Origin of the sequence: Sphingomonas cellulosilytica (assembly GCF_052321755.1) — a bacterium.
In the GTDB taxonomy this organism is placed as follows: domain Bacteria; phylum Pseudomonadota; class Alphaproteobacteria; order Sphingomonadales; family Sphingomonadaceae; genus Sphingomonas.
In genome coordinates, this window is sequence record NZ_JBQRTT010000003.1 from 138,296 (window position 1) to 161,487 (window position 23,192).

The 23,192-nt window shown below is 64.5% G+C and carries 23 protein-coding genes; 16 read left to right on the plus strand and 7 right to left on the minus strand.

All coding sequences use genetic code 11. From position 1 onward, the window contains the following. Nucleotides 1-21 precede the first annotated feature (21 nt). Nucleotides 22-525 carry a hypothetical protein gene (locus ACTZQ5_RS05975; protein ID WP_443584246.1) on the minus strand — a complete coding sequence of 168 codons (504 nt, stop codon included), beginning with the start codon at nt 523-525 and terminating at the stop codon, nt 22-24. Then, on the minus strand, nt 522-1,163 hold the full coding sequence (locus ACTZQ5_RS05980) for a hypothetical protein (protein WP_443584247.1): 642 nt from the start codon (nt 1,161-1,163) through the stop codon (nt 522-524). Before ACTZQ5_RS05980 ends, ACTZQ5_RS05975 begins: the two co-directional genes overlap by 4 nt. Nucleotides 1,164-2,088: 925 nt before the next feature. Between ACTZQ5_RS05980 and ACTZQ5_RS05985 the strand changes: the two genes are divergently transcribed. The 7 genes from ACTZQ5_RS05985 to ACTZQ5_RS06015 all read left to right on the plus strand — a co-directional run bounded on the left by ACTZQ5_RS05985 (nt 2,089) and on the right by ACTZQ5_RS06015 (nt 6,921). Continuing rightward, a complete protein-coding gene (locus ACTZQ5_RS05985) occupies nt 2,089-3,141 on the plus strand; it encodes a hypothetical protein (protein ID WP_443584248.1) in 1,053 nt (350 codons plus the stop codon). A 467-nt stretch (nt 3,142-3,608) separates the two neighbouring features. Further along, nucleotides 3,609-4,007 (plus strand): hypothetical protein, encoded by a 399-nt coding sequence (locus ACTZQ5_RS05990; protein ID WP_443584249.1) that lies wholly within the window; start codon nt 3,609-3,611, stop codon nt 4,005-4,007. Nucleotide 4,008: 1 nt separating this feature from the next. After that, nucleotides 4,009-4,449 (plus strand): helix-turn-helix domain-containing protein, encoded by a 441-nt coding sequence (locus ACTZQ5_RS05995; protein ID WP_443584250.1) that lies wholly within the window; start codon nt 4,009-4,011, stop codon nt 4,447-4,449. Next, nucleotides 4,446-4,946: a hypothetical protein gene (locus ACTZQ5_RS06000; RefSeq protein ID WP_443584251.1), complete on the plus strand. Its 501-nt coding sequence runs from the start codon at nt 4,446-4,448 to the stop codon at nt 4,944-4,946. The genes ACTZQ5_RS05995 and ACTZQ5_RS06000 overlap by 4 nt, the downstream gene beginning before the upstream one ends. A gap of 108 nt (nt 4,947-5,054) precedes the next feature. After that, nucleotides 5,055-5,237: a DUF3606 domain-containing protein gene (locus ACTZQ5_RS06005; RefSeq protein ID WP_443584252.1), complete on the plus strand. Its 183-nt coding sequence runs from the start codon at nt 5,055-5,057 to the stop codon at nt 5,235-5,237. Nucleotides 5,238-5,583: 346 nt separating this feature from the next. After that, nucleotides 5,584-6,048 (plus strand): hypothetical protein, encoded by a 465-nt coding sequence (locus ACTZQ5_RS06010; RefSeq protein ID WP_443584253.1) that lies wholly within the window; start codon nt 5,584-5,586, stop codon nt 6,046-6,048. Nucleotides 6,049-6,402: 354 nt separating this feature from the next. Further along, nucleotides 6,403-6,921 (plus strand): hypothetical protein, encoded by a 519-nt coding sequence (locus ACTZQ5_RS06015; RefSeq protein WP_443584254.1) that lies wholly within the window; start codon nt 6,403-6,405, stop codon nt 6,919-6,921. Nucleotides 6,922-7,752: 831 nt separating this feature from the next. Here ACTZQ5_RS06015 and ACTZQ5_RS06020 read toward each other — a convergent pair. From ACTZQ5_RS06020 to ACTZQ5_RS06035, 4 genes are all read right to left on the minus strand, one after another. Then, a complete protein-coding gene (locus ACTZQ5_RS06020; protein WP_443584255.1) occupies nt 7,753-8,331 on the minus strand; it encodes a hypothetical protein in 579 nt (192 codons plus the stop codon). Nucleotides 8,332-9,016: 685 nt separating this feature from the next. Next, a complete protein-coding gene (locus tag ACTZQ5_RS06025) occupies nt 9,017-9,982 on the minus strand; it encodes a GGDEF domain-containing protein (RefSeq protein ID WP_443584256.1) in 966 nt (321 codons plus the stop codon). Between the two features lie 223 nt (nt 9,983-10,205). Next, nucleotides 10,206-10,883, minus strand: coding sequence for a PAS domain-containing protein (locus ACTZQ5_RS06030; protein WP_443584257.1), 678 nt, complete (start codon nt 10,881-10,883; stop codon nt 10,206-10,208). Continuing rightward, nucleotides 10,880-11,038, minus strand: a complete 159-nt coding sequence (locus ACTZQ5_RS06035) for a hypothetical protein (protein ID WP_443584258.1) — start codon at nt 11,036-11,038, stop codon at nt 10,880-10,882. Before ACTZQ5_RS06035 ends, ACTZQ5_RS06030 begins: the two co-directional genes overlap by 4 nt. Before the next feature lie 186 nt (nt 11,039-11,224). Here ACTZQ5_RS06035 and ACTZQ5_RS06040 point away from each other — a divergent pair, with 186 nt between their 5' ends. The 3 genes from ACTZQ5_RS06040 (at nt 11,225) to ACTZQ5_RS06050 (ending at nt 13,740) form a co-directional block, all read left to right on the plus strand. Further along, nucleotides 11,225-11,557, plus strand: a complete 333-nt coding sequence (locus tag ACTZQ5_RS06040) for an SWIB/MDM2 domain-containing protein (RefSeq protein WP_443584259.1) — start codon at nt 11,225-11,227, stop codon at nt 11,555-11,557. A 68-nt stretch (nt 11,558-11,625) separates the two neighbouring features. Then, nucleotides 11,626-13,116, plus strand: coding sequence for a DUF4403 family protein (locus ACTZQ5_RS06045; RefSeq protein WP_443584260.1), 1,491 nt, complete (start codon nt 11,626-11,628; stop codon nt 13,114-13,116). A gap of 330 nt (nt 13,117-13,446) precedes the next feature. Then, entirely contained in the window at nt 13,447-13,740 is a 294-nt protein-coding gene (locus ACTZQ5_RS06050) for a hypothetical protein (RefSeq protein WP_443584261.1), read from the plus strand. Between the two features lie 39 nt (nt 13,741-13,779). On the opposite strand, the gene ACTZQ5_RS06055 is transcribed toward ACTZQ5_RS06050, so the two are convergent. Next, nucleotides 13,780-14,856 (minus strand): AI-2E family transporter, encoded by a 1,077-nt coding sequence (locus ACTZQ5_RS06055; protein WP_443584262.1) that lies wholly within the window; start codon nt 14,854-14,856, stop codon nt 13,780-13,782. A gap of 491 nt (nt 14,857-15,347) precedes the next feature. Here ACTZQ5_RS06055 and ACTZQ5_RS06060 point away from each other — a divergent pair, with 491 nt between their 5' ends. The 6 genes from ACTZQ5_RS06060 (at nt 15,348) to ACTZQ5_RS06085 (ending at nt 22,951) form a co-directional block, all read left to right on the plus strand. Beyond that, nucleotides 15,348-16,403 (plus strand): hypothetical protein, encoded by a 1,056-nt coding sequence (locus tag ACTZQ5_RS06060; RefSeq protein ID WP_443584263.1) that lies wholly within the window; start codon nt 15,348-15,350, stop codon nt 16,401-16,403. Between the two features lie 176 nt (nt 16,404-16,579). Beyond that, entirely contained in the window at nt 16,580-16,972 is a 393-nt protein-coding gene (locus ACTZQ5_RS06065; protein WP_443584264.1) for a hypothetical protein, read from the plus strand. A gap of 19 nt (nt 16,973-16,991) precedes the next feature. Then, on the plus strand, nt 16,992-18,254 hold the full coding sequence (locus tag ACTZQ5_RS06070; protein WP_443584265.1) for a tyrosine-type recombinase/integrase: 1,263 nt from the start codon (nt 16,992-16,994) through the stop codon (nt 18,252-18,254). Continuing rightward, nucleotides 18,251-20,236 carry a hypothetical protein gene (locus ACTZQ5_RS06075; RefSeq protein WP_443584266.1) on the plus strand — a complete coding sequence of 662 codons (1,986 nt, stop codon included), beginning with the start codon at nt 18,251-18,253 and terminating at the stop codon, nt 20,234-20,236. The genes ACTZQ5_RS06070 and ACTZQ5_RS06075 overlap by 4 nt, the downstream gene beginning before the upstream one ends. A gap of 11 nt (nt 20,237-20,247) precedes the next feature. Next, entirely contained in the window at nt 20,248-22,455 is a 2,208-nt protein-coding gene (locus ACTZQ5_RS06080; RefSeq protein WP_443584267.1) for a hypothetical protein, read from the plus strand. Then, a complete protein-coding gene (locus tag ACTZQ5_RS06085) occupies nt 22,439-22,951 on the plus strand; it encodes a hypothetical protein (RefSeq protein WP_443584268.1) in 513 nt (170 codons plus the stop codon). Before ACTZQ5_RS06080 ends, ACTZQ5_RS06085 begins: the two co-directional genes overlap by 17 nt. The last annotated feature ends 241 nt before the right edge of the window (nt 22,952-23,192 follow it).

Here is a 23,192-nt window from a genome sequence, read left to right on the forward strand (position 1 = left end):
CGAGCGCCGAAGCCTCGCCTCTCATTCACCTAGGTATCGCAGCCTGATCGCGGCGCCGCGCTGGAACAGGAAGTATGCGCCGCTCTCCGGGAAATTCACCATCACAGCGTCGACACCCGCGGCGAACAGCCCCTGATCGGTCCATCTGCCGGAACGGACGTTCGTGATGACCACCGCTCCGCTCCCGTAGGAGATGCGTAGCGCAGTCTGACGTGATCGTTCGAGCATCTCCACGAGGTCGGCGCGACCGTCGTGATCCAGATCGACGCTCGCCGACCGGTGGAACCTGTAGCCCCTCGGAGCGCGATAGCTCGATCTTCTTCGGAGATCCTCATCTGTCGGGACCCTCCAACCGAGCCGTTGCGAATCGGACCTCGTGACGCCACGACTTTCGGTCGGGTCGCTGCCACGCGCCTCGAAACGCCCGCGCATAGAGGATGTGATCTTGGCCGCCGCATCGTCGTGGTAGGCTTGTCCCGTCCCCACGATGGCGGCAGCTTGGACCGCGAGCGCGCTCAGGATCACGACATGACCTCCGCCATGTAGCTGCCGAGGCGCTCGCGACGATCCTCCCTCGCGCGGATTTCCCTCATCCGATGAAGGGGAACGACCGCCAGGCAGACGGTCGTGGCGATCGCCAGGAACGGGTGCGGCGAGAAGATCTGCGGGACCATCATGGCGGATCCGATCAGCAGGAGAACATGACGTTTCCCCAACGTCATGCGTCCGACGAAGGCGGATGGGCCCAGCAGGACGACACGTCCCTGTCGACCGCTCATGTTGGTGGCCGCGAAGACGTGGCCGTTGATGCGATCCAAGCGGACGGTACCTCCTTCGAGGAGGGCCAGTTCGGCGGGCAGCTCCAGATTCTCGTGTGCGCCGGCCGCATCCTCCAACACCACGCTCACCACTCCGCGATGCACCGTGTCCACGAAGCCGCTGCCGCCCGCGACGAAGCCGGTTCCCCTGCCCGCCAGGCCGAAGACCGCGGACGATGCGCCGAACGTCGTGGATTGCTGCTGATAGGTGGCTTGGCGAACGCGGACGATCACGCAGTCGCCCTGATAGGCCACGCCACCGATGCGGCGTGGAGGTGCAAGCCAGGAGCGCAGGGCCGGCCCGCCGACTCGCGCGTCGTCGGCGGTCGTGGACTGGATCTCCATGCTAGCGGCTTCGCTCTTGGCGGAGCAATGCCAGCGGAAGGGGCGGTGGCCGACCCCACTCGCTCCCGCGTCGCGAAACGTTGCGACTTGCTGCCGAGCCCATGCGCGTCTCCTTCGCCTGGGTGCCGTTCGGCTCTCCAGCCGGCGGCACCGCTCGTTGAGACGAGGCGGTGCCGGCCCGTGAGCCGGAAGTTGGAAACTCGCTATCAGACGAGCGCGGACGCCTTTGGGCCCGAAGACCTTGGACATGCGCGTCCGCCTCCCGGCCGAATCTCGTTCGGGCCGGGCATACGGCTACTAATAGCGAGGTTTCCACGCCTCGGTCCGCCTGCTGGCGAACGCCGGCATCCTACCTGTAACCGGCGGCGGCGTTCAATCCTCCAAATCCACGTACCGGCCGCGACGCCTTGAGTGAAGACCGGTCCTCGGATCCGCCGTCCCCGCCGCGTTTGATCGCGATGCGGGGAAGCTTGAACTCGTTCGAGAGTTGAAGGGGGGTCGGGACGCATTGATCCGAGAGGCGCGATCCGGTCCAGGCTCTGCGAGGTGAGAGAGGATGATCGCACCAAGGCTTGCGCGAGCGGCGCGTCGCGCAGCGCCGTCACGTCGGCCGCGGACGCCTCGACGTCGAGCCCCATGTCGGGCTCAGGCGGCAACATCGCGCACAGGCATGCTCCGCGCCCGAGGCGGGCGGACACCATCTGATACTAGCCGCACGAGCGCAGCGGGGCGGTCGTCCATCGGACAGCGTCGTCTCGGAGACGCTCTCGCTGGAACCTCTTGCCCCCTACGAAGGCCGGGAGAGCGATGGGGAGCAGACTCACGGATCGGTCCTCCGCGCCGCCGGAATCTGCAGCCCGGTCCATCCCTCCTACCTTCCAATCAGCCGAGGACGTCAGCGGCCGCCGCTAGATCGAGGAGGCGCATGATGGACTTTGCGTCGACGGCCGCGATCGGCATACTCCCCAGCATGGATGCCGAGTCCGCCCCCACAGCCCCGACGCCGACGAGCCGCGCTCGCCTCTCGGACGTCTCGACGGCTACGGCTTGGCTGAGGGACCGCTGGCGAACGCCGAGACTTTCCGACGTCACCATCGCGGGAGCGTTGCTTCCGCCGATCTGGTTTGCCCTCGCGAGCTACGTGGGCATCTTCGGCGTGTCGACGTCGGAGGGCCTCGACGTGGAGCCGGTCCGTCTGGCCCTTGTCGCCGCGGTCTGCGCATTCGCCCTGCTGGTCGTTCTGGCCTTCTTCTCGCTTCCACGCTTCATGGAGAATGGCGTCGAAGGACCTATATCCGCATTGGAGACCGTTGCGAGGTGTTCGGCCTGCGCGGGGGCGATGCTCCTGTCACCATGGTTCGACTTCGCCACCGTCCTGGCCATCACCCTACTTCCGCTACTGTACGTGACGGCCAGGCGAACACTGACGGACGGCCGAAGGATCTCGCCTATATCCGCCGTCTGCAAAGACATGCCGCGTCAGGCCCTTGACGCGTTCCTGACGATCTCCTGGCTCGTCGAATGGACGACGCTCTGGATCCATGCCTGGTTCGTCGAGAATGCACCGTTCACACCGTCCCAGGCCGGCGCGGTCTTCGTGGGCATCGTCGCGGCGGGTTCGCTCGTGCAGATCGGCCTGCGCCGACTGGGACGGCTCTCCGCCGGGGCAGCCATAGCTTCGGTCACGGCGGGAATGGCGTTCGCCAATCCCGGCTTCGCCGGTCTGCTGGCGGGTGCATTGTTCCTGGTGAACGCCGGCGGAGGCCGGCTGGACGTCGAGGCGTCCGCTCCTGGCCGCCTCGTATGCGACATGGGCGCCTTCGGGCGCCACTTCCACGTCCGGGCGGAACGCGACGGCTGCACCTTCCTCGCGGCAAAGCGAAGGCTGCGCACGATCATGGCCAAGGACGGACGCGATCGCGCCGCGTATCTCGTCTCCCACCGGATCGAACCCGGAACGCCCGGAAAGGCCAACTGATCACCAGCGGCTAGAGGCCGCGACGGACGATGGCGCGCATGGAAACAGTCCGGGGCGCCCGCACCTGCGACGTCGACGATCGCGGATCGATGATCGTCAGGGCCGGAGCGCCGTCGCCGCGATGATCCCGACGCCCGGGCACCCACCATCCGATCCGCACCGACAGAGAAGCAGCTTCGATGGGGCGCCCCCGCTGAGCGACGTCGTCTTCCAAGACGCGCGAGCCGATCCGGAGACGGCCGATCGGCCGGACATGCGGCGCGACATCTCGGCGAGCCGGTTTGGTCGTGGATCGAAGACGAAGCTGGCCAGTCGCAACCACCTCCCCGTGCAAGACCGTGGGAGCGCAGCAGACACGCCCCTCCGCCTCCGCCCCGCTCGGCTGGGACGCAGCTCCAGGGAAATGACGACGGAGGGAACGAAAGAGCTTGCATCGTGTTTAGATTTGACTAAACAGCAAGGAACGCATGAGCCAAACCGCCGACCCGCTTTCACCTTACGGCTGCCGCACTCTCGTCGAGCACGAGGGGATGCGCGTCGGCCTCGGCAGCGAAGTCGAGGCGGCCTACGAGGGGTTCGAGCAACGCGTCCGCGACAAGCTCGAACGCATCATGTTCAGATGGTGCTGCGGCCATTCGATGACCGAGGAAATGTTCAACGGGAACGAGGGCCGAAGTCCGGGCGGCACGATGCTAAAGGCCTTCAAGTCCTTCAAGCACCGCATGTACGGCTTCGAGAAGCGGATTGGCGGAGTGCAGACCTTCGTGATCGTCGACCACGACCCCGCCAAGAAGCGGGACAGGGCCGATCAGAAGATCCTCAAAAGAGCCAGAGGCCGTGTTGATGCCTTTGGAAGGGAAAATTAGCATGAATGACCACAACCGCACCCAGCGCACGCTCGGCTCCGTCGAGGAGGGGTTCGTCGTCGACGTGCAGTCGTTCCTGCAGGAACTGATGGACGCGCGCGACATGAACCGCGCCGATCTCGCCCGAGCGATGGGAGTGTCGCGCGGCAGGATCACCCAGATCTTCTCCGACGACTGCACCAACCTCACCATCCGGTTCCTGGCGCGCGCCGTCCATGCCCTCGGTGACGAGCCGGAGATCGACAGCGCGACCACGCGCAGGATGCGGGAGGCGCGTCAGCGCTCGCGACGGGCCGAGCTCGTCGAGGCCGCCGACAACGTCGTCCCGCTATGGCAGGACGACAGCGCTCAGAAGGATCTCGCCTCGGTCGCTTGCGTCCACGACGACGCGCGTCTGACGGCGATCATGCGCGGCATGCGGGCCGCAGGAGGCTCCCGTTGAGCAAGGCCATCACCAGGGCACCCGAGGCGAGCGACGCTCCACTCGACTTCAGCAGCGACGAGTACAACCACGTGGCCCGCACCGCGCGGATGAGCGGTCTTCGCCTTCTCAAGTTCGCGATGGACGCGCAGCCGGAGATCTACTCCCGGGACGTCAAGCCCAAGCTGAGCTACGGACGCGAACTGCTTTCGTGCAGCTACGACGAGGAGTCCCGCGCGGTAGCCGCCATCTTCAGGTACAGCGTGTCCGCCAAAACAGGGCGGTCGAAGGCGTTTCTCTGCCAGGCGGACTACGCCGTGGTGTACGACATGGAGGAAGGCGCGAAGCGGGAGGCCGGCCTCGCCTTCTGCAAGCATGTCGGGGCGTTCGCCTGCTATCCCTACTTCCGCGCCGCGGTCTCCCATATGGCCTGGGGCTCGGGGATCGATCTCCCGCCGCTTCCCGCTATCGCCGCGATGCCGGTGGTCCCGAAGAAGCCGAAGGAGGAGAAGGCATGACCTCCTCCTCCACCTTCCGGGTACGACGAGCGTTCGCGGGATGGTCCGGTCGTCGATCAGGACGCGTCACGCAATCCAGCGGGCGCCTCCTCCAGGAGTGACCCTGAAATGAGCGACAACCTGAACATCCGCCGCCCCGCCGACGCCAGCCGCGTCAACGTTCACGAAACGTGGGAGGTGGAGTACTGGACCAAGAAGTTCGGAGTGACCAAGACCCAGCTCGAGAACGCCGTGAAGACGGTCGGCACCAGTGCCGCCGCCGTCGCCCGCCACCTCGGCAAGACGCTCTGATCCAGTCGACCCTGCCCATCTTCGGATGGGCGGGGCTCCGGGGCATATGCAGCGCACGCCCCCTCCCGAGGGAACCAGCGGACCGAAGACGGAGGCGTCCGTGGAGCGTCACACGTCCGGCATGGTGCAGGAAGGGATCGCGCCGGTCGGATGCGACGCCCTCGCGACGCTGCACCGCATGTGAAATGGTCGCGAAGAACCGCGCTACGCAATGCGGCTCGCGTCGGCGTTCCTCTTCGTAAGGGCTGCCCAGATGGGCGGGATGCGGCGTCCGACGACGCACCACGCGCCCCTAGGAATTAGGCGTCATCGCCGTGACGTCGCAGCAGATCGGGAGAACGTCCGCATGCCCCGTGGACCAAAGAAACCGTTCTTCGTCTCGAGCGTCCTTCTCGATCTGCTCGGCAGGGCGGACGTCGCGCCGCGTCGCCTCAACGCCGCGATGGATCGCCGTGTCGGTCGAGGCCTCGCCACATGGATGAATGAAGGGGACCCTCTCCCGAAACTGATCGCCCGCGCGTGCGGGGTGCCGATCACCTCGCTCTCGCGGGCGAACAGGCACCTTCTGCTTCGGGTGGAGAGCCTGGATCCCCACTATCACTATCACGAATATACAAAGGGGCATTGCATACTGAGGTTGCCGGGGCTCGTGGCGGACGGACTGCATCCCGCCCTGATCGGCGGACCCGCCCGGCGGCTTGCACTCGTCATGCCATCGATCGACGATCTCGTCGTCACCGCCGTCGAGACGAGAGCGGCCAGCGGCGTCACCGAAGCATCGCTCACGCCCGATTGGACGCGCTTCAGGTGAGCCGCACGCCCTGACGAGCAAACCTTCCTTCACGAACGTCGCCTGCACGGCTCGCGGAAAGGTGATCCGCGGCCCGACTCCGATCACGGACACCACGGCGGCTTCGGTGCGCTGCGATCCGCCTCCCGGCGCTTCCACGACGGACCTCCCATCCGCCTAATGGCCATCGGACGGAAGGTCACCGGTCTCGCATGGTACCTTCAGAAGCCATCGGCAGCGGCCGCCCGCGTGTGGCTCCTCCCCCGATCTGCACGCCATTCCGACTTTCAGCCCAGTCGTCCGAGACGCTCTCGCCGCGGTCTGCGGTTCGGCGGCATAATCATTCGACAACCATCTTGCTCCACACCATCGGCCATGACATCGCCAGTCCGCTTCCTCGACGACCCCGCTGCCACGGCATCCGTTCACCACGTCGCGGCAAGCTGCTGGTTGGGTCGGTTCGTGCAGGAGTTCGCCTGCGCCGAGGCCGTGGTCAGCGAAGCCCTCGCCTTCCTGGCGTCCCAGGCAAGCTGTGGAGGTCCCAGTCTGCTGCCGCACCTAATCGGCCAGCGCTTCGAAGCCCTGAGGCAGGTGGTCGCCGCCGATGGTCCCCTTGCGGCGTCAGGCGCCAGGGTGGCCGACATCCTCGGCGAGTTCGACGACCTGCACCGCCATCGCACCTTCATCTGCCACGGCTCCGCCTCCGTCACCGCCGACCTTTGCGTGGGATGGAGGATCGAGTTCAACCTCGTCGCCTTCCGAAAGGCCACGGTCGAACGCGAGACGATGACCCTCACAAATCCGGAAGCGGCGGTCATCCTGCATCGTCTGCGACAACTCCGGGTACGCCTCGACGGTCAGCTTCGTGGCATGATGGCATCCTTTCGATCGTGATCCTGCTGGCAAGTCCACATCCCGTCGCGCGTCATCACACGACGCATGCCGGAGCCCGCGTCCTTGCGCAGCCTGCCCGGCCGAGCGGTTCGCGCGTCGTCGAACGGCCTCGCCGGGACGGGGGCGTATAAATTACCCATCAGCGCCGTTGCCTTCATAACACTCCTGCGAGTGCTCACGCTTCCTGCGCGACGATCAGGGATGAACGCCGCAGATCGCCCCTGGCTCACTCCTCTATCGGCGGCTACCTCCGAAACGGTGTGATCTCCGGGTCGCTGGAGATCGCTCCGCCACGTATGTTCGGCGGAGCCGGACGCGATCGACAGCTGGCGTGTGATTACGCAGGTCGAGACGTTCCACCTCCTCGTTCCGGACTGCAGGACGACATGGCGAGGTGGAACTTCATCGCCGACGGGATGAACGAGGGCGCCGCCCGGCATTTCGTGACCCCGCACGCCGACCGTTTGCCCCCACCCTCGACTCAAAGTATCTGGCGCCATCGACGATCGCGCCGGGTCCACCGTCCCACGGCTCGCCGCGCCGCACCAACTCGACGTCCCGACGGGGGGAGACGCCTCAAGTCGACGACGTGCCATCGGATCCAGCTACTGCCCCCGCTTACGCTAATCCTACACGCGCAACTGAACGTCCAAAGGCACCGCCGAATTGTGGGCGGGAGCCGGTACGTATCTCAACTCGACCGACCTGGATCTCAGCCGCGGATTGTGGGCGCAGCCTCAGACGCTTGATAGCGGACCCGCTTCAAGGCAATCCATCCGGAGCGGACATCACGACGTTCACTCCGGATGGACCGTCTTCGAGGCATTCGTTCTAATCTGTCGTCCGCGCATCCCGCCGCCTGCGCCTAGCGGCCTTCATCGCGGCATACCTGGCACCAGCCCCTCTCTCCTTCAGCAGTTCGGTCGCGCAGTCCCACGGCAACTTCATCATGTAACCCAAGGTGAGCGCCCAGATCACGAAGTACGCTGGGAAGGCGTTGAAGCCGCCCGGCCAGTCGGCAAAGGAGCGCCTGACCGGTTCGGCCGCCGCCACCAGGACGGCCCCGAGGGGAGCGGCCAAGAGCGGAAGCGCGACGAACTTGAACTCATCGGCCCTCCGGACGGCGGCCATCATGGCCCGGGACCAGCCGCCGACCAAGACCGAGACGAGGATCATGACGCAGGCGACGAGGGTCGCCACGAGCGCCTGGAGATAGGGCGCACACTGCCACGCATACCATTTTGTCAGCGGATCCAGGTGCATAGCGGCGTCCAGCCTGGGCGGCAGCCAAGCGATCTCGGTGACCAAGTCCGTCGACAGAAACCACCAGAGCACGACGACGCCCATCGTCATGGCCGCCCATGCTGCCGATAGGCGCAACAAATAGTCAGCTTCAGTTCGTTCGTTCATCTTCGGTCCTCGACTAGAAATCACGGCACGTCGCGCCTGGACGACGGATGTAGGCCGACCGTATCGACCGTGGCTTCCGGAGAGATTAACGGCGCACCACGTCAAACGTCGGCAGGGCGGCGGAAGTGCAACTTCGCCCGACGTCAAGGCCGGGCGCGACGCAGCAGTTCGGGATCGTGACGCGACGGCGTGTTCCAATATGCTGACCGGCGTTCCTGCAATAGAGCGAAGACACTTTCCATGCTGGAGGAACACACGGCCGGTGCAGCGATGGGCATCTTCAACATCGATCCGCCGCGCATCTATCCGTCCTCATCGGCAACAGCGTGTTGCGATCGATGACCAAATGGGCCCGCATGTCCGAGGCGTCATCACCGACTTTCTGATGCACGACGATTTCCCACAGCCGCTCAGTTGCGTCGCCCTGCTGGATGAGGCTGCGCCCCTGTCCATGATGCTCAACTGCAGCCTTCCGGAGAGACCCGCGATCGGCCGTTTGCACCGTCCATTTTACCTTCTGGTGTCGGACGTCCGTTCGCTGGGTGGTTGCGGCTTGACGGGATGAGCAGCGACCTGGTTCTCAGCTCCTACGACGGGGGAATAGCGCTCCTGATCGCAGCACGGCTGCAGTCGACGCTCACCTCGGCTGACAGTCCCAGCCACAAGCGAGTGGCACCGGACGCCGTCAGGCAGCTAACACCTTATCTCGCCCAGTCTCTTTGGCGCGATAAAGTGCGGCGTCGGCCATCTCGATTGCCTTGGCTCGTGTCTCTCCACATAGGTTCGCGACACCTGCAGAAAAGCTGATACGCCACATCGGCTCGTCAGTTTCCCGCAATTTGAATTGACGTCTGCCGAGTGCTTCTTTTGCGACCTCCAGCATTGTGACCGTCGATTCCACATTGCATTGAACGACAATCAAAAACTCTTCTCCGCCCCAGCGACCAACGAAATGTCCGCCAAGCGATTCCGCCAGACTAGTCGCTACGGTTTTGAGCACTCGATCACCAACCGCATGGCCGTAATGATCATTGTAGCTCTTGAAACGGTCTATATCGCAGATCGCGACGCTTTGGTCGGGATCGTCCGGGTCGATCCGCGACAAATAAGCCTCAATTCCGCGACGGTTCGGGAGTCCGGTCAAAGCGTCGCGCTCGGCATCCCCCTGCGCTTCTTCCAGCTTCTGGCGAAGTTGATCGACTTGCGCGGTCGTCGCCGCGAGCTCGCGTTCTGTTCGCTGCGAGCGTTCTAGCGTGACGACCAACAGCTCCTGAAAGGTCACCGGATCGACAGCTCCGACATCGCCGATCTGCACGGCCAACTCGCGGCTGAACTCACCAGTAATTGCGGTGGCTGAGGCGGCAAGATCACCGAGACGCAGCGTGTGATGACGCAGAGCGTCGGACCCGTTATCGGAGGACGGAATCACAGGCTGGGCAGCACTACCTAAAAAGGTTTCGTGCAATTCGTCGGCCTCGGCTTGCGTTATCCGTACACCGTCGTCGATGATTGCCCCAATGGCCTTCGCAAGTTCGGGGTGTGTCTTGCCGCAAAATGCAAAGCCCAGCGCATAGTAGCGTGGACATGGCGGCAGACGCTGCTCTCCCAAAAATGCCAATGCGCGGGCGGAAATAGCAAGGGTCGTCTTCATGAACCGGCAGCGTAACGATATGCGGTTAAATTCAGGTAGCCATGTCGGTGGATGGCGTTCCCCGCGATTCCGTCCTAACAGCTCGGACCCACAATGCGACATTCGTCCGCCATTCTCAGCGGTCCAACTCCGGTCGCTTGTTCATCTGGCGCTGAACCGGGGTCGAGCGGCAAGCGCCCCGACCAACGTCGACCAACCGGGGTAGGAATATTAGCTTGCGTTCCTATGGCGTGAGGCTTGACAGAAGGCCGTCAAGCTTCCGCTCGCCCTCAAGGCTGATGCGGACGCAAGTCTGGCTGCACAAACGGCCAGGCTCCTCGCTAATGACGAGGCCGCGCTCCTGGAGCAGCTTGACCCACCTGACCATTACGATCGCCGAGCTGACGGTCAGCGCTGCAAGCTTATCCGCGTTTAACGATAGCCCCTCGATCTCGGCTCGATAAAGCCACACCAGCGCCTCCATCGCAGGTGCCCAGACCACCTCTGAGGAAAACTGACGTCGGCCAGCATCCATCGCGTTGCATAGCCGCTGGGCCGCTTTATGCTTGCGCGTCAGCCGCTCGTTTCCAAATGGTCGCTCAATCGGCTCTGTAGTTGCGCACATTATCGGCGGTCCGATGCCGTCTGTCACTCTCGTGACGTGGTTCTTTACCCACACAAGATTGCCATCACCGCGAACGTAACGCTTGACGATTGTAAATCCGGGTCCGTTCACCGCCAACCTGTTCAACGCCGGCTTATTTGCCGGCAGGTCGTCGATGTGCGTGAACGATAGAGCATGCTGTCCGATCAGCGTGTCGCGCTCGCGGCCGATTATATCTGCGGCCCGATCGTCGATGTGCAGGACCTGTTGCTCGAGATTAGTGATGATCGTACCGACCGGCTCCACGTTCTTCATCATTCGTTTGCTTCTGCTGCCTTGATCTTGGCGTTGACGTCTTGCAGCGCGGTATCGATTAGAGCTCCCAGGAACGTGTCGTCCAGCGCATCGATCGTCTCGAGCGCCTGCTCGAGCAAATCGCGCACTTTTATCAGCCGCTGAGATGATCCAACCATGAATTGGAGGATGTCTCAGCGCCAAGCGTGAGGCAACCAGGTTTCGAGCGGCCGCGGGGCAGATCTTGTCGCCAACCACCGCCCCCACCCTTGGATTGACAATGATGGACGCTGCGGTTCACCTTTCGCATAGAATTTAGTCGCTACGGCGGCTTCGTACTCCGGGAAAACGGACAAATGGCACGGATGGCGACGAAGCGCGGCAAGGACGAAACCAAGGCCGCCGAGAAGAAGGTCGAGAAGACCGGCAAGCCGGCGGGCGGGGCGCGCGGCGGCATAACGGCGCCCGTGACGCCGTCGCCGGAACTGGCCGAGATCGTCGGGACCAAGAACTTGCCGCGCAGCGAGGTCGTCAGCAAGGTCTGGGATTACATCAAGAAGCACGGCCTGCAGGATGCCAAAGACCGGCGCCAGATCAACGCGGACGAGAAGCTCGAGAAGGTGTTCGGAAAGAAGTCGGCCAGTATGTTCGAGATGAACAAGCATCTGAGCCGCCACCTCGCCGCTCCGAAAGGCTGATTTTGGCTTGGTTCGGTGCTCAGGCACGATCGGCTGACACGGCAGCAAGGTCGGCCTTGGATCAACCGGTGCGTGATTCAGCCATACGCCGCAGATGGCAGCGGGGGTTGGCAATATGCCTGTGCCTCGCCGCCCCTGGGTGCAGTCGAAGCGGTGGGAACGAGGCTCCGCCGCGGATCGATCAGGCGGCCCAATTCCCGCAGCAGACATCCACGATCGTCGTGCCCGTGACCGCGTCTCTGACTTCGGTTTCTAACGTCCTCGATGCGGAACTCCCCAAGAAGCTCTGGTCGATCAACGAGCGCAAAGCGGACTGCGTCGCCGCCAAGCGCGTGAATGTCGGTTTCGCCAAGCTGAAGGTCGTCCCGAAGCTCGGCTGCAGGATCATGGGACAGGTAACCCGGGGGCGCATCTCGCTGTCCGGGCGGAACAACGTTCTTCTCATCGACCTTCCCGTCAAGGCCAGCATCTCGGCACGCAAGGTGGGCGGCATCGTGAGCGAGACGGCGACGGGCGCAGCGATGGTGCACGCCGTGGCGCACCTCTCCATCGCTTCGAATTGGTCGCCAAAGGCACGGATCGCGATCAACTACGACTGGTCGACGCCTCCCGGCATCGACATCCTCGGTCAACGCATTGAATTCGTCGGCATGGCCGACAAACGGCTCAGGCCGATTATCGCCGATCTGGAGCGCACCCTCCCTCGCGAATTGGCGAAGCTGCGGTTGCAGCAGCAGCTTGCAGTCGCCTGGCGCCAGGGGTTCACGTCGGTCTCGCTCAATCGCGATGACCCTCCCGCCTGGATGCGGCTCACTCCCAAACGGCTCGGCTTCGGCGGATATCGGGTGACCGGCAACAGGATCGAGATGATCCTGGCCGCGGAAGCCGTGACGGAGACGTTCATCGGAGCACGCCCCGAACCGGCGCAACCCACTCCCCTCCCTCCGCCGAGTTCTCGCCTTGGCCCGAAGGGTTTGCGTTTCTTCATTCCGGTGTTGGCGGATTATGCGCAACTCGAACCCGTGATCGCGCGAGCCCTCCACAAGCTCGCCGCTAAGGGAATCACGCTTCCGGGCGTCGGCCCCGTCGACGCCGAGTTCGGCAAGGTCACAGTATATGCGACGTCGAACAACCATCTCGCCATCGGCGTCACGGCCAAGGTCCGAAGGCAGGGCAGCGCCGCTCTTACCGCCAAAGGGACGATATGGCTGACCGCGATCCCGTACAACGAACCGAACTCCCAGGTCGTGAAGGCGCGGGACGTCCGCATCGCCGGTGATACGGACAGCGGTGTCGCCAACCTGCTGCTGACGCTGTTCGGCGACTCCGGCGTCCAGGGCAGCATCCAGCAATCGCTCACGCATGATTTCGGCACCGACTTCGCGCGGCTCCTCGTCGACGTACGAAAGAAGATCGGCGAGCGCCGCGAAGGCGACTTCGTGTTCTACACCACCATCGACGACGTGCGGAACGGAAGCATCGTCGCAACCGGTAAAGGATTGTTCCTACCCGTGAATACGAGTGGGACCGCGACGATCGCGTACCGCCCGCGGGGGTAGGATCGAACCGACTTCGATCGTTGCGGGAGGTTCAGCCATCATGCGCCGGCCGGCAACGACGCCCATCGCGTCTCCGCAGACACCATGCTAGGCTCGCGCTGGGCTCACATGCCGATGCTCCGAGCCCGGAGGCGAAGCCATGCCGATAGACGCGTATCGGGTCGCAGAGCGGACTGATTCCGGCGGTTCCAGATGTTGGAGCCTGTGGTCGGACGGGAAACAATGCTGGATCGATGTCGTCTACCGAGATCGACGTGAAGCCGTGGCAATGCTGGCCCATCTGGTCGCTACCGCAGACAGGCGGGACCGACGTCGACACGCCCCCGACGCATGAGCGACCTGTCGAAAGCATGGCTGGGCCTTTACCTCGACAGCTGGAGGCTGGGTTCAGAGGCCGCTACGGTGATGACGCTGCGGATGCAGCGCATCGCGGGCGGCGGTTTGATGGGAGCCGCGGAGGCCGAGCTGATGGTGGCCGAAAAGGTAAGCGCCGCCATGGAACTTCAACGCAAACTCATGACCGGTGCGCTCGGCTCGACACCGCTTAGCGGATCTCAGGAGATCGTACGGCATTATCGGCGGAAGGTGGCAGCCAACCACCGACGGTTGAGCCGTGTGAGGTGAAATCCGTCCCTCATGGCAAAGCGGTAGCATCGGCATAGATCAAGATTGCCCGACACCACCGTCGCCAAACCGCGATGGCGGCGTTCGCTCCAGCCATTCCCGGGTGACCAGCAGCAGGGCGGCCATGATCACGGGGCCGACGAACAATCCGACCAGGCCCATCTCGGCGAGACCGCCGAAAGCGCCGACCAAAGCCATGAGGAACGGCAGTTCGACGGCGCTGCCGATCACGCTCGGCTGCACCACGTTGTCGCCGATCGTCATGACGACGGCAGCAAAGCCGAACAGCAGTCCTCCAGCGAGGATGTGGTCGGTACCCAGGAGGATGAGGCTAGCAAGACCGAACGCCGCCCAGGCACCGAACGGAACGAGCGCGAGAATGATCGTGAAGGTCGCGAAGAGCAGCGGCTGGGGCACGCCGGCGACGGCATAGCCGACGCCGATGATCGATCCTTCGAGGACGGACACCAGGATGGTGCCGTTCACCGTCGCGCGGACGGCGCCGGTGATGCGCTCGACGAACTCGCCACCGAACCCGCCGAACATGCCGACGGCGATCAGCTTCGCCTTCTCGGCAATCTGCACTCCTCGGGCGAGCAGCGACACCAAGGCGAGGAGCGTCACCAGGAACAGAGCTGACTCGCGCGCGACCTCGCCGCCGATCGACCGGATCCAGGCGATCACGGAGGTCGCACTGATCGTGCCAAGGAGGGCATGCGCAGCCTTCGCATCGCCGACATGCTGCTGCCAATACGTGGCGACGCGACCGCCGATCAGCGGCAGCCCCGGCAACCAGGACGGCATCTGGATGCCGTATTGCTGAGCATGGTTCAGCCAGGCCAGCGCGGTATCGCTCTCCTGTGCGAGGGACACCGCCGCAAGCGAGAGCGGCAGGATCACGAGGAGCGCGGTCGCGATGGTGAAGCCAAAGGCTAACCAGCCCGCCTTGTTCGAATATCGGCGGAGCGCGCGTCGGAACAACGGCCACTCCGCGATGGCGAGCACGGCCGCCCAGGCGATCGGGGTCAGGAACTCCAACGCCACCCATATCGACAGCCCGACGATGGCAACGGTGAGCCAGACCTGCCGCTGACGGATACGATCGTCGAGAGCCACCGGATCGGGCTTTGGATCGCCGCTTCTTGTAGTCATGCCGTCTGCATCCGTCGGTTGTGCATCGACGCTACGCCGATGGCCGGCACGGGTCCACAAGGGACGCGACGATCGCCCGCAATGCGGCTTTACAGTGGCAATGGATGAAGCGGATCTCTTCGATCTCCTTGTGGCGGCGGGCAGACCGGCAGCCGCCACGGGAGCTCAGGCATCATCGCGCGATGACATCGAGACGTCGGAACGTCGCCTGCTCAGCGACGACAACGTTCCGCCATTCTATGGCGGCTGCGACGGTACCGATCGGCAGGCTGCGGCGCCGATCAACACATCCTCAACGTTCGCGGTGAATGATGTGCCGGCTCTCAATCACGCCGCGCGATGGTCGATGCCGGATTGGAGGAGCGGGATGGGGCGAGCGGTCGCATGCCGATCGATGCGGGTTTGTTAGAAGACGGTGGATGGCAACGCCAACCGAAGGGGAAAATGGAATGTACATGCAGAACGACATCGTGGCCACCCCCGCGCCCGTGTTCAACATCAACCCGCCGCACGTCGACCCCGTCGAGAGGCGAGCAGAGATCGACCTTGTGATCGAACTTGCCACCGCCGCGATCCCCAAGGCGCAGATGAGGAAGCTAGGCCGCCTTTCGTACGCTCCCGCGCGCGACGACGACGACTTCAGCTACTTCGCGGAGATCCGTTCCGAGCCGATCGGCGCGTCGGGGCTGGAGTTCCGGTTCCCGATGCCGGCGAGCGAGATGGGGCGGAACGATCCGGTCGACATCGCGGCCGAGGTCGCTGACGGAGCCGTTCAGATCGCGCTGGGCGCGAGCAGGCTGAGGAAGGTCGTTGGGATCGTGCGCGAGATCGCGGACGATGCGCTTCGACCCGCAGTGGGCGGCATCGCCGAGGCGCGGATCGTGGCCATCGGCATGACGCCCGACCGGGCGGGCGGTGACGCCAAGGTCACGGTGGACGTCGAGATGCTCGGCGACGATCTGACCATGAACGTCGAGCGGGCGTGCGAGTTCGTCGAACACGGCGGGCTCGACCGTCTGGAGCAAAGGCTCCAGGAGTTCGCCGCCAAGCACATCGCGCGACGCGCGCTGCTCGCGCGTGCCAAGGTCTCGGGGACCCCGGGCTGGATCGACGATTCGGCGTCGCGCATCCTCGACCATGCGGGCTTCGACCGCGGCCAGGCCTTCGGCATGCTGCGATCGGATCGTCAGGTCGACTTCACGTTCCGCGGCAAGAACGGCCACGACACGATGGGCAGCGTCTACTGGGACGATGGCGTCGTGCGAGGATACGTCGAGGATTGCTCACGCGGCCGCGCGTTCCGCCTCGAGGCGAAGGTGCTGACGATCAAGTGCAGCTGCCTGCCGGCTACCATCGCCGCGAGCCTCGTCGGCCGGAGCCTGGGAGAGCTGATCGAGATCGACTACATTCCCGGCAACGCGCTCATCATCGAGGCCGAGGAGTTGGGGGACCGGTTGCAGCTTCGACTCGAGATCGGCGAAACGTCGATCAAGGAGGCGATCGGGTCCTGATCACCTGGACAGCGTGTCAGAGGCGCCGCGGACCAACATCGAGACGAGCCCGACGACCATCGGCACCCCGCCGGACGTTCGACCCCCGACGACATGTGGCAACGCTTGATGGATCGCGCATTTCCGCAAACCACAATTTCTCGCGATGACGTCACAGCAGATTCGGAAACGTCCACATGCATCTAACATCACGAAGACCGCTTTTCGTCTGCAACGTTCACCTCGCCCTTTCCGGCGAAGCCGCGCGGCGGATTGCCATGATCGCTCCATCGATCGACGATCTCCTGATCACGGGGCTGGAGATGAAGGTCGACCGCATCAGCGAGACATTGCTCACGGTGAATGAGCTCGTTTCGATCACTGAGGCGTCGTCGCGCCTACGTCTTCCGTCGTCGCTTTCTCTCTCGAGTGACCGTGACCCACAGGTCACGATGGCAGCATCCGAGCGATCAAAAATCGGATTCAATAAAAAGTCATTACATATAGGCGGCTTTATAAATTTCCACTTTTTACTGAACAAAACGAGCGCTCGTTCGTCTGATCGCTGGGCCATCGAGGAAGACGACTAGGATGCGACCGCGTGCGGCTATGATGTGCGACCTGACCAACCCGATGGCCGGCGAAGAAGAGGACAACGCGCACGCCGAAGTGCTGGCCAAGCTAGGTCCCCACGCGGCTTCGGCCGGCTTCTGGTACGTGATCGATGCCGACAGCCAGGAGATCCACCAACCGATCTTCTTCCATCTGTTCGACAGGCATGCACGGGACGGTGTCCGCCCAGCAAACGACCAGGACTTCGTGCCGTCCCACGCCTCAAACCGGGCCGCCGCGAACGAGCTGGTGGAGTGGCTCCGCTTCCTCAACCACATCGGGCGGCCATGGGATTCAGTGGATGGTCAGACCATCGGTCTGTACGCCAGCCTGCTGGAGAGCCGAATCAGCGTGCATACCGGCCGGAAGCGTGCGGCGGAGACCATCTCCCACAAGCTTTCCACGATCTACAACCTGTACACCTGGAGCAACGCCGCAGGCATCACGTCCGTCAGGTGGGACCGCGCCACCATACGAAGCAAGTACCAGCGCGCGGGCCGCGACAAGCGCGAGGCGTGCGACGACAGGATCCGCCCGTTCTCGCCTACCGAGATGCGCACGTTGCTCGATGCGCTCGGCCCCCTGCCGTCACTGAGGAAGCGCGGGGAGGGTTCCGGTAGGGACAGGCTGCTGTTCGAGACCGGCCTCCTCACCGGGATGCGCGGCGAGGAAATCTGCCATCTCTCAGCGCGCAAGATCAAGGCGCTCAAGCCGGATGCCAACCGTCCGAACGAGACGCTGCGGCTGTGGATCACCGTGACCAAGGGGCGTAAGGGTCGATACGTCGCGCTCCCCAACTCGCTCGTCATGGAGATGCAGCATTACATCAGGAACGAGCGGACGGATGCGGTCAGGGTCCTGATCGCGAACGGTGGTGCCGATCGAGGGTACCTGTTCGTCAATCTTCCCGACCATAGGCTTGCCGGCGCGCCTCTCAAGACGGGAAGCGTGCATAAACTCACCCACAAGCTGATGCTGGAGATCGGCTGCTGTGAGATCGTCACCGTAACGAAGAAGAAGCAAATGGTGAAAGTCGTCGCGGCGACTCACAGCTTCCACGACACCCGCCACACCTATGCCGTGAACCTGTACATCTGCCAGAGGAACGCGGGCGATCCGAAGCCATGGGAGACCGTCCAGCGGATGCTGGGACACAAGAGTTGGAAGACCACCGAGGAGTACTACACGAACAGCGTCGGCGTTATCGAACCGCTGCTGGGGATCGTCCTCGCACGCTACTGGGAGCAGGAAGCCGCATGACCGACAAGGTCACTCCTGGCGAGGAGATGTACGCCGATCTGGGCCGGGACGGGGTCGACGAGGCTACGCTAGTCGCCGCCATGCAGGGAGCGCTTAGACAGACGGACGGGGGGGACATAGTCGTCGCCGTGCAAGACGAGCATGGCGTGACGGAGGAAGTGACGCTGGACCTCCTTCGCGACGCTCCCAACCTCCGTACCGCGTTCGGCGCGTGGCTGGGCACGAGGGCTGCGGCCATGAAGAAGAAGAGCTTCAACGCACGTGTCGCGAACTTCTCCTACTTTCCGAATTTTCTTGAGAAGACCGGTCGTCTCTGGATACGCCCCCGCGACATCGACGATAGCCTGCTGAACGACTATCGTGACTGGCTCGACGATCTCGAGACGGACCCGAAGCGGATGAGAGGACGCCGCTCCGAAGACGTCAAAAACGACGACGCCGAAGGGGTCGTCGAGAGCAGGCCGCGTCGGAACCGGCGCAAGAAGGTGAGCATCCATTCCGCCAAGAGCGGCAAGCTCAAGGTCGGATCGAAGAGGCGCATCATGTCCGCCGTGCTGAAGGCGTTGCAGCAACTTCAGGCAGATCCGCACTGGGGTTTCGAGATCAGGCGCGGGATCGATCTCATCCGATCCAACGACTGGTCCGGAGTGGCGAACGACCTGAAGCCCGTCGAGATCCTGAACCGCCCCACGTTGAAGATGCTCGTGCGCATCTGTCGCGCCGAGGTGATCGAGACGACGCGGCGGCTGGAGGCGGCCTGGTCCATCGTCGACGCAGAGTCCGCTCCCGAAGACGGCGCCCCTCGCGAAACCGCCGTCCTGTGGGAACTTCGTGAACTCGACCGGTTCTTCGACGGCAGACCTCCCAAGCAGCAGGACGTTCAATCGTTGAAGGTCCCTTCCGGAGGGCGGAGGTTCCCGCTGCTCGCCTCGGTCGACAGCGCAAGCTACCGTCATCTGCTCGCCACCATCTATCCCAGCGGTCGACCGCTCATGCCGTTCCTCCTGCTGTTCGCCATCTACTTCCGGTACAATCGTAGCGTCGTGACCGCACTGAAGCGTTCAGATCTGACCGAACAGCCCTCCCTCCAGGGAGGAACGAGGCTGCTCGGCAAACCCTTCAAGAACCGTGCCGGCCGCACGCAGTACGCATCGTGGCCCGTCAACCGGGACAAGGACAACCCGGCCGTCATGATCGACACGCTGGAACGATGGACCAGCCGCGTCCGGAAGCACGCCGATGTCGGTCAGGCCAACCACATCTTCCTCGAACGGGCAGCCGGAGCAACCGTCCGCAGCCTTGCCGAGACGTATGCGTTCGACAAGGCGTTCGCATCATTCGTAGAGGATCATGAAGCAAGTCTGGGTCGCTTCGTCTTCCGCGCTCTGCGCCCGAGCGTGATCAATCTCGTCCACCATCTGTTCGATGGCGATCTGCTGGCCACCTCGCAGGCGGGCCAGCACGGCGTCGACGTCATGGTCGACCACTACCTCTTCGACGGCGCCCGCAAGGCCAACGAGGAGGCGCTGGTCCCCGCCCTCCATCTGCGGGAGGCCTGGCGCCAGACCGGAGGACGGGCGGACGCCAGATCGGACCGACGCGAGGGCGACCTATCGGCGGCTACGCCGGGCTTCACCTGCCTGGACCGGTACGCGGGCTACATCGCCCCGACCGACGAGGCGCTCGCCTCAGTGCCCGGAACGGACTCTCCGGATGGTGGCATGCGCCTGTGCACCGCGTACGGCATGTGCCCGAACTGTCGTTTGGCACGGATCGACGTCAGTTCGCCCGAGAACTACGCGCTGATAAGGAAGCTGCGGGAGGCGATCACGAGATCGGCGGCGACGATGACGGCCGAGAGCTGGATCGGCCGCTGGTCCGCCGTGGCGGACAGGATCGATCTGCACACGTTGCGCCTCTTCCCGCCTTCGGTCCGGGAGCAGGCCGATCTCGACATACCAGATCTCCCAACGGTCGAATGAGGAGCCCACCCGTGACGGATACCGCCGGATCCACCCCGACGAACGACGAGATCCCCGCTCCCGCGGCAGCCTGCGGCGACGCCGCGCGGGGCGAGATGACGACCACGGCGATCGCCGTCCGACAGCGGCGGTTCGGCATCCATCCATGCGACCCCGGTGCCGGGGGTTGGGTGTCGACGTGGAGCATGTGGACCTCGATGGTCTGGAAGATGGACTCGGCCACGCCGCGAATGCGAAACTCGGACTGCACCATCATCTGGGACGAGGAGGTGCCAACATCGATCACGGAGGCGCTCAAGACCCTCGCCTGGTCGATGCTCGTCAAGCGCTCCACGGGCAAGCCCCTGGCCCTGAGCAACTTCGCACGCCTCGGGCACAAGCTGCGGTACCTCGCGTACTGGATGATGCGGCGCGGATACCGCCACCTCGGCGAGATCACGACGGTAGCCGTCCGGACGTATCGGAAGGATCTGATCGAGCAGCTGTCCACCGACGAGAAAGGGGCATCGCGCGACATCGACGTCGACACCAACACCGTCGCCGGATACCTGCTCCTGCTGCAGTACGCCTACGAGCAGGCGGATCAGCTGCGTGCCCGCGGCGTCGCGCCGCTCGGCATTCCGCCCTTCGCTGCTTCGTCGGCCTGGGTGGTGGCGGAGGGCATCGTCACCGACGTCGAAGGCTTCACGCCGCCGCTTCCGGACGAGGTCGCGCTGCCCATCGCGAACACCGCCCACCTGTGGCTGGGGGTGCCCGCGGACGACGTCATGCGGCTCCAGGCCATCTGCTTCGAAGAGAGAATGGTGGGACGGTCCGACGTCGCGATCTCGCGCTCGATCCGAAACCGGCTGGAGACGTTCGAATTCGGCTCGATCGAGGAGGGCGGCCCTGCATGGCACCCGCCCTTCCGGGATCTGCTCAGAGCCTATTCCGAACGTCCGGCGCCCTCGTCCGAGGACGAGGAGGGCGCGCCTGTCGCCCTGTACGGGCTCGATCTGGTCGCAAGACTGATCGACAACCTGGTCGCCGCCTGCTCCATCGTGGTGCGGTACCAGTCCGGAGTCCGCCACGGCGAACTCTTCTCCTTCGCTCCTGGGATCGGCGTCGACGGCCTCCCCTCGTGCGTCACGTCAGAGCGATCCCTCAGCGGCGCCTACGAGATGTTCTTCGTGCACGGCCTGGTCGAGAAGGGCTGGGACCATCCGACGGAGACCAAGTGGCTGCTGGCGGCCAGGATCTCGTCCGACACGGTCGTGCCGGACGCCGTCAAGGCGCTCGAGATCCTCTCGCGCATCGGCGAACCGTGGCGCGAATGGGCAACCGACGCCGACGCGAAGAAGGCGCTGCTGCTCCGGATCGGCTTCAAGGGGCTGCCGAGGAAGCGCTCGGGCGTGGCTCCCCTCAGCTCCGAAGCGCTCGCCGAATCGATGAGGAGGTTCATCGTCGGACGCGTCGACCTGTCCCATCTCGACGCAAGCGACGAGCGTCTGCGCAGATACGCCGAAACCCGCGGCGCGGCGGTCCAGAGCAAGCAGTGGCGCAAGACGTGGGCGAACTGGGTGTACCGCGTCGACAAGCGGCTGCTGCCCGCCATCTCGCAGCAGTTCCACCATCAGTCGGTGGTCGTCACCGAGGAGGCGTACGTCGGCAAGGACGCCGTGCAGCTCGGCCTCGTGGAGAGCGGCGCCATGACGCGTGCGGTGGCATGGATGCGGCGCGCGATGGAGGGGGAGGCGCACGTCGGCGGCGGCATGAGGAAGAGTTCAGCGGCGGCACTGTCCAAGCTCGACAGGTCGATGGCCGGACTGTCCGGCGCCGAGAAGGACGACGGCATCCGGACCTGGCTGGTCGAGCGTGACGTGCGCATGTGGTTCGCGCCGCACGGCAAGTGCTTCATCGGCCTGATGCCCTCGGACGCGAGATGCCGCGAGGCGGGCGGCACCGTCGACTGGCTCGCGACAACCCCCGACTACGCGCACCGCACACCTCGCCTCTGCTCCGGCTGTCCGGCGTTCGCGGTCGACGAGGACGACCTGCCGTTCTGGACCAAGCGCTACCTGGAGAACCGAACCATCTGGGACGACGCTGTTTCGCGGCGCGTCGAGCATCTCTACGTCGTGGCGGACGAACGTTGGCGCCAGTCCATGGCGATCCTCACCTCGCTCGGCGTCGACATCGCCACGGTGGACCGGGAGGCCGGCATTGCCTCGGGTCGTTGAGCACGATCCTGCCGCCGCACGTCGCCTCGACCAGGCGATCGCCGCGATCGCCGAAGGAACGCCCGTCCATCCCGATCTCGCGGCGAAGGCGAAGAAAGGCTCCCTCAGGCTGAACTTCTCGACCGTCGCGCTGGAGGCGGGGGTCGCCAGGCATCAGTTCGACAAGCCCAAGTCACTCTACGCCGACCAGCACGCAGCGCTCGTCGCACGAATGGCCGAGAAGGGGCGCGCGGAACCGCTCGCTTCCCAGTTGGCGGAATGCAGGAGCAGGCTCGCTCTCGCGACGGAACGACTCCGGCGCAGTCAGACCTACGCCGGCCATCTGCTGGCCCACACCCGCGAACTCGAGGTGGAGGTCGCGCGACTGAACGAACTTCTCGCCGGCAGGCGGGACGCGGGCGGCGACACGCTGGTCGGGTCGAGCGCCCTCTTGGAACTCCCGCCGCCGATCCCAAGGCGGATAGGACCAGGTCAGGGTCGAAAGCGGGCGAAATGAGGTTCCGAGGGTCGAGCCCGGGTCCATCCGCGACCGCCCAGGTCCGGCGGCGCGGTCCGGGCCGCCACCGCCAAATCGGGTACCGGGCCGCTCCGTCCCAGCCGCCAGGTCGGAAACACCGCGACAGCCTTGGTCGGAGCTGCGGCCACAGGCATGCGGCTGCATCGGCGCCGCCAGCGATCGCCGACACCACACAACCGGAGGCGAAGATCCGCGAAATGGGAAGGGACGGCGCCGCTGG